Consider the following 15,188-nt stretch of genomic DNA (forward strand, 5'->3'; position numbering starts at 1 on the left):
CGAGACAAGGAAACACAGCAGGTTAACTCACTCACTGAAGGAGGAATGTTATGGATCGCATTATTCAGTCACCCGGTAAATACATTCAGGGCGCGGGCGTACTCACCCGCATCGGCGACTATTTAAAACCGCTGGCCGAACGCTGGCTGGTTGTCGGGGATAAATTCGTGCTCGGGTTTGCAGAAGAGACGCTGCGCCAGAGTTTCAAACAGGCGGAGCTTAGCGTCGAAATTGCGCCCTTCGGCGGCGAATGCTCACAAAATGAAATCGACCGCCTGCGCAACCTCGCCGACAGCGCCAGATGCACCGCTGTGCTGGGCATCGGCGGCGGTAAAACGCTCGATACGGCAAAAGCGCTGGCGCACTTTATGGCGGTGCCGGTCGCTATTGCGCCGACCATCGCTTCCACCGACGCGCCGTGCAGCGCGCTTTCGGTGATTTATACCGACAGCGGCGAGTTCGATCGCTACCTGATGCTGCCGCACAACCCGAATATCGTTATCGTCGACACGCAGGTTGTGGCGGGCGCCCCGGCGCGCCTGCTGGCATCCGGCATTGGCGATGCGCTGGCCACTTGGTTTGAAGCGCGCGCCTGCTCGCGTAGCGGTGCCACCACCATGGCGGGCGGCAAATGCACCCAGGCCGCGCTGGCGCTTGCCGAGCTGTGCTACAACACGCTGCTTGAGCAGGGAGAAAAAGCGATGCTGGCCGCCGAACAGCACGTCGTCATCCCAGCGCTTGAGCGCATTATCGAAGCCAATACGTACCTGAGCGGCGTGGGCTTTGAGAGCGGCGGCCTGGCCGCGGCCCATGCTATCCACAACGGGCTTACCGCTATTCCGGACGCGCATCATTACTATCATGGCGAGAAAGTCGCCTTCGGCACGCTCACCCAGCTGGTGCTGGAAAATGCGCCGTCAGAGGAGATTGAAACGGTTGCCGCGCTTTGCCACAGCGTCGGGCTGCCGATTACGCTCGCGCAACTCGATATTAAAGAGGATGTACAAACCAAAATGCGCCTGGTGGCGCAGGCAGCGTGCGCGGAGGGCGAAACCATTCACAATATGCCGGGCGGCGTGTCGCCGGAGCAGGTATATGCCGCGCTGCTGGTCGCCGACCAGTACGGCCAGCGCTTTTTGCAGGAGTGGGAATAAGCGCGGCGAGTGGTTTTGTTTTGAAGCGTATTGATTAAAGAAATCCCCGCTGCGGCGGGGATTTTTGTGAATTATTTCTGCTGGTTGTTTTTATCGGTATTAGCAGAACTGTTTTCAGGAATCACGAATGCAGCGTGAATAAGCTTCCGGAAGTCGTAGTCTTTATTATTCAGGCCATAATACAGCGTGTAGTTTTTGTTCGCTTTAAAGTGATATCCAAAAACAGGCAAGCACTGGTTACCCGCCGGATGAACCGGCTTATCGTTAAATACGTCATAGACGAAATCATCCTGTTCGCTACCAATCTGGACAGACGTAATATAGTCGCCTGGCGTCACCGGGTAGGTAATGCAAACATTGTTGCCAGAAAACGTCACTTGCGCAGGCACCTTATCCGGCAGGCGATCGCCAGGGCCAGGGCATCCTGCCAGCAGGAAAAGCGAAAATAACATTACACTTTTTCTAATCACTTACTCTCTTCCCGTTACGATTTTTCTATATAGCCGCGGTATGTCACGCAGGTTGTCTCTTCCGCAATACCTGCCCTGACGGTTTGGTGCATGAAAGCTTATCCATATACTGATTCTTTCTGAGGCCTGCATCCCTGAAAAGCCCTGACCAATACAACGAAAAACAGATTCAGGACTTATTCATATAACCAGCGGCCAGCTCTGGCAGAGGCGATCAACATCCCAATAGTAAAATCCGGCACCGGAATGGGTTCCGTTTTTTTAAAGATATTCCATGAGAAAGGCGAATCAGGAAAATAGGTTTTAATCGTAAACCCGGCGCGATCAACATTAAATGTCGTAAAAAAGGCATCCATCAAATCCTCTAGTTCAGCCTCGTCTATTTGCAGATCGGTATCTAAATCCGTTTCCGGCGTCAACGGGACTTCCTTCCCCGTGAAGAGATACGTACCGGCGTAAGGCCGAATGAGTTCGTAAATCTGCTTTTCGAGGTTGTCTACCATATTTTGTCATCTCCTCTGGCGATAGCGTTGTAATCGCGTATCGTACAGAAAATAATTTGTGAGACATCTGCCGACAAAATAATAACACCGAGCAAAGGAATAGTCCGGCCAATAAAAGGGGCGATATTGCGAACCATCACCCGGCGCGCTGCCCATGGCGTATAACCGCCTGGCCATGTAGATAATCTGACTGGCTATCATGAATATAATAGTGGTGCGAAGAGAAAACATAGCGGTGGTAAGAGACTCGCAACAGTTAATCAGCCATCTCGACCATATGGTATCAACCTCAAGCTACCCTTCTCATCCTGCTCCAGCGAGAATCTCGCAACATACGTCTTGCCCGGCTCAGTAGTGTTTTTTTCTATTTGATAAAAAGCCGCATACCTTTTTCCAGGCTTAAACTCAAAGCCAAAGGCGGGAAGGCACTCCCCCTGGACGACGACAGGTTGCTGCGCATAACGACCGAAAGTTTTATATATTTCCTGCCCGGCACCATTGCTTATATGTACAGAAAAGATCTTTTCACCCGTGCTGGCTGGAGTGGTGATACATACCTGATTGCTGATAATTCTGACCTGTGCAGCTTCCTCAACAGGAACAGCATCCATCGGACCCGGGCAGCCAGTCAACAGAAACACCATTGCAATTAATGTATATTTATTCATCCTACCCTCGTCCATAAATAATTTTTCTATAAAGCATTGGCACATCTTTTAAAGAGTCTATTCCCCTATAATTTCCTAATAGATTGGGCCCTTGATTATCACGCCATACCTTCATTCCATAGGTTAATAAAAACCAATAATCTGCGATAATTGCTGCCTGTTGTTCGAGGGTATAGTCTGTAATTTTCTCTTTATCAAGTCTGTACGAATAATCAGCAGCCCAGCTGAGCGACCCGCGTAATCTAACCCACCTGCCGGTCTGGTGCTGCCAGACATGTCCCATCTCATGAATAAATAAGTGCTTAGCGCCTGGAGTAACCGATGTGTCTGAGTAATCGGCTGCATATTTCTCTTTTCTGAACCACAATTCACCATTTGGCGTCATTGCAAACCTGGTACTCTGCAATCCAAAAGGTAAATAACTATCACAATGTATCCATACCCGGCTATACACAATACTGTGACCAAAAACACGCTTCGCCATCGCAATTTCACCAAGCGTCATCAGCCGTAATGATCCTTCTACATCGTTTTGCATCGTCTTGTCCCTGAAACGCAAATATGATTTTGCATTTAGTATTTACCAGACAAGAGAAGCAAGAAACGGGTGAGTGATTAGTTGATTCAATAAAAGAACTATTATAACAACTCGCAACCCATTATTAATCAAATGAAAACCCTATTGATTAGGTTAAACCTGAAGTTTTCATTTTCAGATAATTAATTAAGGGTTGAGTTAATTAAACTGAAAAAATTTATTTAATATGACTCAGGATGGCATTTTTAGCGTCTTGATCCAGCTGCTTCCAGCGGAGCAGCAACTCTGCAAGCTCATCGTCTTCAGTGTAAAAGTAAGCCAGTGGAACCGCTAAAGCGTCCGCCAGTTTGCGTGCGATTTCGATACTTGCCTGATGAACGCCCTTTTCGTAGCGGTTGATGCGCGCACTCGCGACGAACTCATCTATCCCGGCCAGGATGCCAAGCTTCTTCTGAGAAAGGCTCTTCGCTTCACGCGCCGTTTTCAGGCGTTTGCAAAAGACAGTTGGGATATTAGTGGTTTCGCTCATAACTACGATAGTCGTAGTTTTAGAATCATCGCGATACTACGATAAACGTAGCAACACGCCGTGTGTATGTTTCGTAACGGTTGCAGAGAAAATTGTGCTCGATCGCAAAGCTACGAATTACGTAGTTTTTACTGTTTAAACTGAACTACGAATAACGTAGCATCAATTTATAACGTACTCATTCATACAAACTCGTCAGGAGGGAATCATGACGACAGACTGGCATCCGGCAGACATCATTGCGGCCTTACGTAAAAAAGGAACTTCACTGGCGGCGCTTTCACGCGCTTCAGGGCTGGGTTCTTCGACGCTCGCCAATGCGCTTACCCGCCCCTGGCCTAAAGGTGAATATTTAATCGCTGAAGCGCTAGGCGTTCACCCTTCCGCCATCTGGCCGAGCCGGTATTTTAAGGATGGTGTGGTTATTTACAGTGTCAAAAAATAGCGTCACGCTGCATCCAAACTTCGGTCAATTAGATAGTCATCCGCGCCAATTTTTGTAAGCTGAGCTCGGACTGCACGACTAAATGGTGCATCAGCTCGAGTCTTCATTCGCAATTTTTCAATTTGGCGTTCTATAGTTTTCATTGGTGCATTATCGCCAAACTGCTCTAATTCTAAAGCAGACTGCTGAATAATTTCGAATAACTCCTTTGCATCCCTCATGACCTCAAATCGAGCTTCTCGCATCTTTTCCAGATTAAGTCCATAAAAAATAGCAGATTTTCTAACTCTCACCGCAGGGATTCCAACACAAAGTTGGCTTGGTTTAAATCTACCATTATCATTATAATCTATATAAGTTAGATCCGCTTCAATAACTGGGTCTAACAAAACGACCATTTCATTCTCAATACATCGATTATCCCATGAGGCTTTTGGACTACCTTCAATTAGTGGAAACCAACTACCTTTGCCGTGAGTTTCCCCAGAGTCGTCAGTATTGAGTCGATTACAATTTTGTGCAGAAAGTCTAAAATTATCCCAATCAAATGCCAGCCATGCATAGCCTTCTAAATCAACTATCTCTTCGGTTCTTTTTGCTTCAGCTTTAGGTCTGAAATGATCGACATCAAAATTTGCACCTGCATCCTTCGCCTCTGAATACCAACACTTTCCATAAGACATTTTTGCCAGATATTTTGAAAATCCTCTCCAAATATGTGACTTTTTCTTAATGAATTCTTTTCTTTTTTCAGGTGATAATTTCTCAAGCGCGCTTTGTGCTCGCAGGGCAACATCCAAAACCTTCTGGGGAATAAGAGCTGCATCACGTCTAATGAAAATCATGATTCATCCTTCTTAGTTAGCATCGCCTCAATTACTTTTTTCATCGCTAAGCGACGTTGAGCAGCCTTATCTGGTGTTAACAGAGGTTTGTCCGAATACCGTAAATCCTGCCAAGCCAAAAGAAAATCACTGTATAGAGGATCTCTGTTTTCAAACGAAAAGCCTAATCTATTCAAATGGTCATTAATTAGGTCAAGTTGATTGTTGTCATCCTCTGACCGATTTTCTATGTGGGCAAGTTCGTTTCTCTGATCCAGTAAGCTTTGTGTTTCTAGGTCTAATGTAGTGTTGAGACCGAAAATCTCAGTAAGAGTTGCCATAAATCCGGCACCACGAGGATCAATATAGGGCTCTTGTGAGTGGACTTTATAATCATCATCACGCCACATAACCTGTACTTGTTGTTTTTTTAGCTCTGCGACTGCAAGTGGATGATGCGTTACCATTAGCAAATGACTAGTTTCATGATTAGGTACGAACTCTCGCAAAAACTTGAGGTATTTAACAGCCCAAGACGGATTGAGATGGGTATCGGGTTCGTCCAGGAGAAATAATGAATCCTTACCACCAGTAAATTTGAGTAAACCCAAAACGGTAAGCAACTGTTGTTCGCCTTCACTTAATTCACGAAAGGTGAGTGGCTCTTCACTACTAGATACCCTAACCCGAATGCTGACTTCAGAAATAATTTCAGACAACAGTGTGCTCTCAAGCATTTTGAACAGTTCGTCAGCGCTGAGGTCCTTAGCGAAATCACGTAAAGCATATTGGTCAGGTAAGAAAAGATGCAAAAATTCATTACGAATATTACTTCCTGTTAATGAAGTATCTTCCTGTCGTGTAATTTTCACCGGTGATAGTGTGTATTTAATCAGCTCATCTAAAAAACGGCGTACCACGCCACGAGCCCCCCAAAATAACTCCCCCTTTTCCTTGGCCCAACCGGGCTGACGCATCACAAAGTGTATGCTGTCCAAACCGTCGATACCTAAATGCTCACGTAAAAATGCTTTTTCTTTGCTGTCTTGTTCTGATAAGAAAAAAGCCAGCAACACAAATTGACTATGATGAGGTTTGGCGTAGAAAAGTGGGCGAATATCCCCCTTTAAATCTAATTCATTTTTTAATAAGCTTCGATAAAAATCTGTTCTATGTTTTCTAAAATACTTTTCTAGCCTATCGCTAGGCCCAGAATAATAAGCAAAGACATATTTTGGAAGATAAGATGCACACCCCTCTTTGTCACGTTTAACCTTAGAAAAAGGTATAGTTATCCCTTGTGGTCTTTCAGCAAACATATCCGCAGGTGTTTCACCACTTAATAAGTCTAGAACACAAACTTCATATTGCTTCGCCAGAGTGCTACGAGTTGGGTCGGCATCGATGATTACCTCCAACCACCGGTCACTGGGTTGGTCTATACGGTGCGGCTCACCCAGTCTATAAACCAACTTATAAGAAAACGGTGGTGCCTCTCCTAAATCTAGATTGCGAAATATGGAAACCAATGCTTCTAACACATTGGATTTTCCCGAGCCATTACGGCCAACAATTACCGTCATTAGATGGTCTTGATCAAAGTCCACCGTCACGTTCTCGAGATTTTTAAAGCGCGAGCGAATGTGCAGTTTATCGACTTTCATAAGCCTACCTTAGAATTTGACGTTATTCATTAGAGCCCACCTCTGCCAAGGAAAACCAATCCTGACCATCTTCGCTACGCTCCAGTTTCACAATAGACTTTTCGACTATAAGCGCCTGACGGATATCGAGAAAGAACTTTTCTAGATCGTCTGTATTGCTATCGTCAGGATAGCCTGCAGCAGCTAACAATTGTTGGCCACTCAGAGGTTCACCTGCTTGTGTCAAGGCTTCGACCACTTTGATGATTTGTTTGCTCATGCGTTTACCTGTCTTTTTATTTATGACGGAGCGCTTTGGTTTAGGAAGTCTTTTTATAGCTTCCCGCTCGTCCTTAATTTTTTTCAGCAAAGCAGCCGCGCTGTTTTCACCGCTGATCAGATCCGGGTTTTCAGCACGCCACTGGGCGGTAAGCTCGCCGCGGAAGGCCTTCGCCAGGATCGACCGGGTGAGCTTGTTGACGCGGGTGAGAGCGTTGTTGACCTGTTTTTCAATGGTATCGGCGTAGGCGAAGAGTTGTTCGACGCGGCGGACGATTTCGTGTTGTTCTTCTAAAGGTGGTAGAGGAATTGCTAAACTGCGTATATCGTTCAGACCAAGACCAACTTTGGTAGCCCCTCTTTTAAGCGATTGAATTTGCTTTACCCCTATATTTTGTGCCGCAATACATAAAGCAAAATATTCGGAGTTAATATTATTATTTGGTCTCAATAATGCAAGGTGTTGATTAATATATGCCTCACCTAAGTCTTTATCTATTCTGGCAACGCGCCCAACATCCGCGGTAAGAGAGATAATCAAGTCATCAATTTTGACAAGTGAGCGTTTACCTTCCACATGGCTAGGAAGATTTACGAATTGCAAATCTTGTAGATCTAGTCTTGTTGTGTTGTAACGAACATTACTCATACGAAGAAAGAGAGCGCCTTCAGTAGAATAATAATTTGCCCAACCTCTTGAACCACTGGTGACATACTCTATTAAATGGGCGGATGGCACTATGCGCCAGCTTCGAGGTATATCCGGGAGAGATTGCTTAGCTTGTTTGAAAAGATTATCTGTTGGCTTATATTTGCTTACAACTAAATCTATTTCTTCTTTTGGAGTATAGCGCTCTCTCCATTTATTTGTTAAGCATCCACTTACTGCTGTAGAAAGCACTGCTTGACGAAAACGTTTCAGGATTTGCGGGATTTGCTCAAGACGTGCTTTGGTGTTGTGTACTTGTGCCAGCAGCGTATCGAGTTTTTCTGCGATGATTTTTTGTTCAGCGAGCGGTGGTAACGCAATATTCAAATCATAAGCATCATCCCTGTTAAGACCCGGGATTGCCGTTGAACGGTTGAGTTTGGTTAAAGGTAAAAAAGATAAGTAGTAAAATAAAAACTCTAACGGCTGATTGTAGAAATCATCAATATAGTATGTTGTATCAATTGGGAAGAATGGCCCAACCGATTTATTTACCACACCGTAGGACCCTTTCCGACCAACAATTAAACCGCTCTTGTTAATCAGAGGAATGGAGTGTTTGCCTACAACGCCATTAGAGCCATAAACAGGGAACCCAAACCCATCACGGGTTTGTGCGGCCAGTGATTTACCATATTTGAGTTCAATAATATTGCCTAATTGAGTATCAATCCACCCTTCCGGCAATTTCCCTCCATTCATGCCTTCACCTCACCAAACGCTTCTTCCAGCAACTGACGCTGCGCATCCGCCTCATCGCTCGCGCCCAGCTCGCGCATCAGCGCATCCAGCTCGCCCAGCGCCTGCACCAACTCCCCCATCGCCTCTGCGGCCAGCACGTCCGGCTCCGGCAGGCTGTCGGCGTCGATACTGTCTTTATCTTTCAGCCAGGAGATATCCAGCGAATCGGATTTTGCGGTGCGGATCCACTCACGGCTGAACTTGCGCCAGCGGCTGGTGGCAAGGTGCTGGTCGGTGTTTTTGTTCTCTTCGCTGTCCGCAACCTCACTCTCTTCGGCGTTAAAGCTCCACTCACCCTCGGTACGTGGGCTTAAGCCGTGGGGATCTTCACCGTAGACATTTTCAAACGGCTGCAAATGCTGTTCGGTAAACGGCGTGCGCTTGCCGAAACTCGGCATATTGGTACGCAGGTCGTACACCCACACGTCGTCGGTGCAGTTTTTATCCTGGTTCGGGTTCACCACCGTGCCTTTGGTAAAGAACAGCACGTTGGTTTTAACGCCCTGGGCGTAAAAAATGCCGGTCGGCAGACGCAGGATGGTGTGCAGATGGCATTTGTCCATCAGGTCGCGACGAATATCGGTGCCCTTACCGCCTTCAAACAGCACGTTATCCGGCACCACCACCGCCGCGCGGCCACCGGGGTGCAGGGTGTCGATAATATGCTGCATAAAACACAGCTGTTTGTTGCTGGTCGGGTGCACGAAGGTGCGGGTAATATTGGTGCCCGCAGCGCTGCCAAACGGTGGGTTGGTGGCAACAATATGCGCCTTCGGCAGGTTTTCGCCGTCGCTGCCCAGCGTGTTGCCCAGACGGATGGCACCGCCGTGGTCGAGGTTGCCTTCAATGTCGTGCAGCAGGCAGTTCATCAGCGCCAGACGGCGGGTGCCGGGCACCAGTTCAAGGCCGATAAACGCGCGGTGGATCTGGAAATCCTGGGTGTCGCCATCAAGGTCGTCTAAATCGTTGGTCTGCGACTTCACGTAACGGTCGGCTTCAATCAGGAAGCCCGCCGTACCCGCCGCCGGATCCTGCACCACTTCACGCGGCTGCGGTTTCAGCAGATGGATAATGGTTTTGATCAGCGGACGCGGGGTGAAATACTGGCCGGCGCCGGATTTGGTTTCGTTCGCGTTCTTCTGCAACAGGCCTTCGTACATATCGCCAAAGTCATCACGAGATTTGCCGTGACTGCCGTTGTACCAGTCCAGAGAGTCCATGTTGCTGACCAGCTCCGTCAGCTGTTTAGGCTGGGTAATTGTGGTGTTGACGTTCTGGAATACCGCCTGCACCAGCTTTTGTTCATCCGCGCCCAGGTGGACCAGCAGATTACGGTAGAACTGCAACTGCTCCTGACCAATGCGCGATTTCAGGTCATCCCAGCGGTAGCCTTCCGGCAGGTAGTCCGCTTCCTGGCCAGTCTCTTTGCACATTTTCAAAAACAGCAGCGATGCGAGTTCGTTAACGTAGTTTTGATAGGAGACGCCGCCATCGCGCAGGTTGTCGCACAGCTTCCACAGCTTCGCGACCAGATCGTTGTTGTTCATTGTAGGTTCCGTAAATAAGCAGCGGCTCTTATCGGGGCCGCAGAAGAAGAATTTGCCGGGGATGATAACGCGTTAAGCCAGCTCGTCCCAGATGTAATCGCTGAACTTATCCAGCAGATTATCGAGGTTATCGTCGAACGTTTTTTGCAGCATCGCTTTACCGCCGCGACGGTGAAAATTGCCGGTTTTGAAGACATCGTCGTCAAGCACCACTTTCTCTTTCAACGCCTGCGCTAAACGATCGAGCCAGGTTAATTGCTCGCTGTTCCAGTCATTTTCGCCTTTAATTTTCTCTAGCGCGTGGTCGACACGCTCGTCGAACGGTTTGAGCGCATCGCCCACCGCTGCGCGGCGGATATGGCCAATCAGCCGGGCGGCGATATCTTCATTTCGCGTCTCTTTCCACGCTTTACGCAGAGAGGACTCCTCAAAGTGCTGGCGGTCAAACCACTCCTGGAGTTCGACCAGCCCTTTGCGGGTGAGATCGCGCGGGCGATTAATAACCGCCTGCAATGCGGGTTGCGCGTTCGGGGAACGTTGTACCAGCGAGTCAAAGGCTTCGAGGAAATCCTGCGGCGTGTCGTAATCGCCGTAGAGCGATTTAACGCTTACCACCTCATCGTCTATATCGAGGAAAATTGGCGCATCATTCAGGTTATTAATCTCTGTTTTTAACTTTTCCAGACGGGCAATAAAGCCAGGCAGTTTGTTAAAGACCTCCGCGCTCCAGTGCGGACCTTTTTCACGCAGGCGCGCGGCGAGGCCGCCGAAGTTAACGCCCGCTGCATCCAGACAAAGCTCGTCCAGACGGCGGACTTGCTTATCCACCGCTTCGCTGCGATCGCGGTTAAAGGTGGCGAGGCCAATAATACGCTGGAGCTTCGCCACCAGCTGTTCATGGCTGTGCTCGGCAAAACTGCGCCCATCCGCTTCGATGGTTTTATAGGTTTCTGAATCGGTAATTTCGTTGACCAGCGTTTGCAGCTCCACCTGCGGACGCACAACCACCGGACGCATGGTATCGACGCTTTCCAGCGAGCTGTAGATATCAACGCAGTCGAAAATTTTAAAACTGGTTTTTGCCACCGCCGGGCACAGACGCGTCGCTCGGCCTTTCATCTGCTCGTAGAGAATGCGGCTACGTACTTTACGCAGGAAGACAATGTTACAAATCGATGGAATATCCACACCGGTCGTCAGCAGGTCGACGGTCACCACGATATTGGGCAACCGCTCTTTGTTGAAGCGGGTGATCATGGTTTGCACTTTCTTTGCGTCTTTATCGGCATCCCCGGTGATCTTGATGATCGCGTCATGTTCCAGTTGCGGATACTTTTTCTTGAACGCAGTACGCAACTCTTCCACCACCATATCGGCATGCGCATTAGTGACGCAAAACACCAGCGTTTTTTGCTGACCAGTGGGATCAAGGTATTTGGTGAGCTCGCCACATACCGCACGGTTAAACGCTGGGATCACCAGACCACGGTTAAAATCAGCGACCTCAAAATCCTGATCGTCTTCCAGGGTGTCGTTAATGACTTCACCCTGTGAGCTGATGCGCTCAACCTGCTCGCCTTTAGAGAGATAAACACCATCCTGCGCGTTACGGGTAGTTATCTGAATCGGCGGTTCCTGATCGATCAGGTAACCATCGATCACCGCCGTACGGTAGGTGTAGCGGTAAACCGGTTCGCCAAAAATATCCACTGTATGCAGCGCCGGTGTAGCCGTAAGGGCAATTTTTACCGCATCGAAGTGATCAAGAATGCGACGATAGGCAGAGACGTAATCCAGCTGGCTGCGGAACTGCAGCTCGCCTTCGGTCTGCTCTTTATCAAGAATGTAGCCGCGGTGCGCTTCGTCGACGACAATGCAGTCGTAGCGGGCGACCGGCATCGGTTCATCTGATTGCAGCGTGCGTTTAACCAGCGACTGAACCGTGGCGACGTGGATTTTAGTGCTGTCTTCCGGGAACTTATCCGTTAGCCCTTTGATATCAAAAATACTGTTGAAGGTATCGCCGTTGATACGTGTGTCTTCAAACGCGCCCAACGCCTGCTCGCCAAGAGAACGACGATCAACAAGAAACAGAATACGCTTGAAACGCTGGGACTGGATCAGGCGGAACATCATGGCGATCGCGGTACGCGTTTTACCAGTACCGGTCGCCATCGCCAGCAGGATCGCTTGCTGGCCCTTAACAATGGCCTTTTCCACTGCGCGAACAGCATCTTCCTGATAATAACGCAGCCCCAGTTCGTTCATGCCAGGGTTATCGGTAAACCACTGATTTTGTTTCTGCGGGTCACTGCCGAGCATGTTCAGCAGCTCTTCCGGGCGATGCCACTCCGGCAGCGCTTTCGCCATGTTAGTTGTGTGTCGGACGTCACGATACCAGATACCGCTTTTGGTCTTCATCGCCGCGCGGTATTCGCGTCCGTTGGTGGAATAGCAGAAAGGGATTTTAAAGCGCTGTGTGCCGCTGGTGTCCTGCCAGCTAATTTCGTAAGAAGGTACCGCTTCGTATACCTCATCGGGAACGTAGTGCTCCAGCAGCGTATCGCGTAAAAACGCGTTATCGAAGTATTTACTGTAGCGATAAGACTCATTGAGCTTACCGGGAACATCGATATTTTTACGTTTCGCTTCAACGACAGCAATGGGCTTTAGTCCGACGAACAGAACATAATCTGCAAAGCCTTGCTTCCCGGTTTCATCTTTACCCGTAGGCCATTCGGCAATGGCTTTGTTAATGCCCTGTTCCGGACGCGCACCGTTGGCGAAGCGTAACGTTTTGCTGTCGGCCTGCCAGCCTGCTTTACGCAACTGGGCATCAATCAGGAAGCGGCTCTCTTCTTCACTAAGGTTAAGCGTACGCTTGATAGCCTGATCGGTAATCTCTTTATGGTATGCCTTACGTTCCAGTTCAGTCTGTTTCTCCAGCTCGGCATTTTTCTCGGCTAACTGAGATTCAAGTGCCGCAAGCCGTGCCTGTGTTTGCGCCTGCGTTTCCTGCTGCTTACCTTCCAGAATGGCGATATAGCCGTTCAGGGTAATCAGCTTCTGCTGCTGTGCTTCCAGTTCAGCCTGACTCTGCGCTTTTTCGCGTGCTTGCTGTTCAATCTGCTGTTTCAGCGTCAACACTTCCTGGTGATAGAGATTTTCACCGCGCTCCGGCAAAACAAAAGCAGGCACCGGAAACTCATAATCTTTCGTTACCAGACGGTAATACCAGACACCCAGACGGAAACCGAGCCGTAAGCACATCTGAGCATCGTCAAGATCGTTATGGTATTCGTGTACCGCCTGGTTACCGATACGGCGCAATTTATGGAACACAGAAAGGATGTTGTCATCAACGAAGGCGATTTTGCCCAGTTCACGCAGAAGATCGTGTTGATTCTCACAGGATGGAATACCCAGCAGTAAGCCAAGATGTTTAGCCGTCGCTTCACCAAACATGCGCATTTTAACCAGCGTGGTATTGGGATCATCCGGGTAATTATTTTCCGCCGCGCAGGCGATGGCATAGGTAAAGTCGTTGATGCCCTTCAGGAACTCAAAATTGGATTTAGTCATCATTAAATTTTAATCCATCGCTGTGCAAGCCTATTCATATAGTTAAGGCTCATAATAATTTATTTTAGCTTTCCACATCTTCCCGAGCAATGACCAATGTCACTGCAACTGACTAATACTTAAGGGTTCGTCTATTTTGTAGTGCTGTGCTAAACACAACAACTCTCAAACTCTTTAACCAAGTCAGCTGACCATATTGAGCGCGCACTTTAAAATTATAAAATCGATAAATAATTACTTCATGTCACTATATGACCATTATTCCCAAAATCAAAAGGACTCCCCTCTTCTCACGGTTCGCATCCAGGTAATCCGCCCACCACTGCAGCATTTCCCCCAAATGCTCGGCCTTATGAATATAAGCCGCACGCACAGAGTTACGCTCCTGGTGACTCATCTGCCGTTCTACCGCATCCTTCGACCACAATCCCGATTCAATCAAAGAACTACATGCCATTGTCCTAAAACCATGCCCACAAACTTCCGTTTTCGTGTCATAGCCCATCACTCGCAAAGCCTTGTTCACCGTATTCTCACTCAGGGGTTTACACGGATCGTGATCGCCAACAAAAATCAGCTCTCGATTCCCACTCATGCTTTTGATCTTTTCCAGAATAGCTAAGGCCTGACGCAATAGGGAACAATATGGGGCGTTCGCAACTTTGAACCACGCTGAGAATGCTTAACACCTTCCAACGGTTCACGCTCACCAGGAATCGTCCACATGACTGTTTCAAAATCTACTTCTGACCAGCGTGCAAAACGCAGTTCGCTTGAGCGGATAAAGACTAATAAGGTAAGTTCGACAGCAAGTCGGGTTAATGGTCTTCCGGAATAGTGATCAATGCGATGAAGTAATTCTGGTATACGGTTAAGCTCCAGTGCCGCACGATGATGTCTTTTCGCCGTAGCAACCGCACCGGCAATCTCTTGCGCAGGGTTGTAATCAATTAAGCCGCACTGCACAGCAAAACGCATAATCGTGGTAGTTCGCTGCTGTAAACGGGCGGCGACTTCAATACGCCCGGATGACTCGACTGCTTTAATGGGTAGAAGCAGATCCCGTGTCTTCGTGTAGGTACAAACATTATCGAACCAGGATATACCCGCAGTTGTACCCGCATCAGTAAGTTGATGTAGATTGAATCAGGTTGACTTAGGTTGAGTGAAAAAGCGAGGAAAGCCTTGCGGATACTGGATTTTAGGCACAAAAAAAGACGTACTTTGACGTCTATTGATGTTCCGATGGTGCCGAAGGCCGGACTCGAACCGGCACGTATTTCTACGGTTGATTTTGAATCAACTGCGTCTACCGATTTCGCCACTCCGGCACGGAAGGGATGCGGAAAACGTTGGGATTATACCTGTCAGGGGCCGCCATGCAAGCAGCGCTCTTGCGCCGTCCTGTCGAGTGCTGAAAATTTCAGCATAACGCATTCTCCTTTCTCCATCCTTTCCTTCTTCTTCCCGCTCACAAATTCATCAAAACAATCATTTGCAGGTTTACATCACCTTTCATTTGTTATGTGATCCCGTAACGGGCTTCACTACCCATG

At 48.3% G+C, this 15,188-nt stretch carries 12 protein-coding genes, 1 tRNA gene and 2 pseudogenes; 2 read left to right on the top strand and 13 right to left on the bottom strand.

Annotated elements, in window-relative coordinates; translation table 11 throughout:
* Positions 1 to 50: 50 nt before the first annotated feature.
* Positions 51 to 1,154: a bifunctional L-1,2-propanediol dehydrogenase/glycerol dehydrogenase gene (gldA, locus tag AACV31_RS06610; protein WP_165155730.1), complete on the top strand. Its 1,104-nt coding sequence runs from the start codon at positions 51 to 53 to the stop codon at positions 1,152 to 1,154.
* Between the two features lie 71 nt (positions 1,155 to 1,225).
* Here the strand turns inward: gldA and AACV31_RS06615 are convergent, their stop codons facing one another.
* From AACV31_RS06615 to AACV31_RS06640, 6 genes and pseudogenes are all read right to left on the bottom strand, one after another.
* On the bottom strand, positions 1,226 to 1,624 hold the full coding sequence (locus AACV31_RS06615) for a putative T6SS immunity periplasmic lipoprotein (RefSeq protein WP_255491288.1): 399 nt from the start codon (positions 1,622 to 1,624) through the stop codon (positions 1,226 to 1,228).
* A gap of 176 nt (positions 1,625 to 1,800) precedes the next feature.
* Complete coding sequence (locus AACV31_RS06620) at positions 1,801 to 2,127, bottom strand: DUF1493 family protein (RefSeq protein WP_165155728.1); 327 nt, start codon at positions 2,125 to 2,127, stop codon at positions 1,801 to 1,803.
* Positions 2,121 to 2,318, bottom strand: a pseudogene (locus AACV31_RS06625) (STM2901 family protein); the annotation flags it as partial. The gene AACV31_RS06620 and the pseudogene AACV31_RS06625, both read right to left, overlap by 7 nt.
* 69 nt (positions 2,319 to 2,387) lie before the next feature.
* The gene (locus AACV31_RS06630) at positions 2,388 to 2,795 is read right to left on the bottom strand and encodes a putative T6SS immunity periplasmic lipoprotein (protein ID WP_255491287.1); all 408 of its coding nucleotides are present in this window, start codon (positions 2,793 to 2,795) and stop codon (positions 2,388 to 2,390) included.
* Position 2,796: 1 nt separating this feature from the next.
* A complete protein-coding gene (locus tag AACV31_RS06635; RefSeq protein ID WP_185155302.1) occupies positions 2,797 to 3,333 on the bottom strand; it encodes a type IV secretion protein Rhs in 537 nt (178 codons plus the stop codon).
* A gap of 217 nt (positions 3,334 to 3,550) precedes the next feature.
* Entirely contained in the window at positions 3,551 to 3,862 is a 312-nt protein-coding gene (locus AACV31_RS06640) for a helix-turn-helix domain-containing protein (protein WP_165155724.1), read from the bottom strand.
* Positions 3,863 to 4,070: 208 nt separating this feature from the next.
* On the opposite strand from AACV31_RS06640, the gene AACV31_RS06645 reads away from it, so the two are divergent.
* A complete protein-coding gene (locus AACV31_RS06645; RefSeq protein ID WP_165155722.1) occupies positions 4,071 to 4,307 on the top strand; it encodes a helix-turn-helix domain-containing protein in 237 nt (78 codons plus the stop codon).
* 2 nt (positions 4,308 to 4,309) lie between these two features.
* On the opposite strand, the gene AACV31_RS06650 is transcribed toward AACV31_RS06645, so the two are convergent.
* From AACV31_RS06650 to AACV31_RS06680, 7 genes and pseudogenes are all read right to left on the bottom strand, one after another.
* Positions 4,310 to 5,152, bottom strand: coding sequence for a hypothetical protein (locus tag AACV31_RS06650; RefSeq protein ID WP_165155720.1), 843 nt, complete (start codon positions 5,150 to 5,152; stop codon positions 4,310 to 4,312).
* The gene (locus AACV31_RS06655) at positions 5,149 to 6,795 is read right to left on the bottom strand and encodes an AAA family ATPase (protein ID WP_165155718.1); all 1,647 of its coding nucleotides are present in this window, start codon (positions 6,793 to 6,795) and stop codon (positions 5,149 to 5,151) included. The genes AACV31_RS06650 and AACV31_RS06655 overlap by 4 nt, the downstream gene beginning before the upstream one ends.
* A gap of 22 nt (positions 6,796 to 6,817) precedes the next feature.
* A complete protein-coding gene (locus tag AACV31_RS06660; protein WP_165155716.1) occupies positions 6,818 to 8,464 on the bottom strand; it encodes a restriction endonuclease subunit S in 1,647 nt (548 codons plus the stop codon).
* On the bottom strand, positions 8,461 to 10,050 hold the full coding sequence (gene hsdM / locus AACV31_RS06665; protein ID WP_165155714.1) for a type I restriction-modification system methyltransferase: 1,590 nt from the start codon (positions 10,048 to 10,050) through the stop codon (positions 8,461 to 8,463). Before hsdM ends, AACV31_RS06660 begins: the two co-directional genes overlap by 4 nt.
* A gap of 72 nt (positions 10,051 to 10,122) precedes the next feature.
* Positions 10,123 to 13,635, bottom strand: a complete 3,513-nt coding sequence (gene hsdR, locus AACV31_RS06670; protein WP_165155712.1) for a type I restriction-modification system endonuclease — start codon at positions 13,633 to 13,635, stop codon at positions 10,123 to 10,125.
* Positions 13,636 to 13,871: 236 nt separating this feature from the next.
* Positions 13,872 to 14,703: pseudogene (locus AACV31_RS06675) on the bottom strand (tyrosine-type recombinase/integrase); the annotation flags it as partial.
* Positions 14,704 to 14,878: 175 nt separating this feature from the next.
* Positions 14,879 to 14,963 (bottom strand) — tRNA-Leu (locus AACV31_RS06680).
* Positions 14,964 to 15,188: the final 225 nt, after the last annotated feature.

Origin of the sequence: Cronobacter sp. EKM101R (assembly GCF_963888145.1) — a bacterium.
In the GTDB taxonomy this organism is placed as follows: Bacteria; Pseudomonadota; Gammaproteobacteria; order Enterobacterales; family Enterobacteriaceae; genus Cronobacter; species Cronobacter turicensis.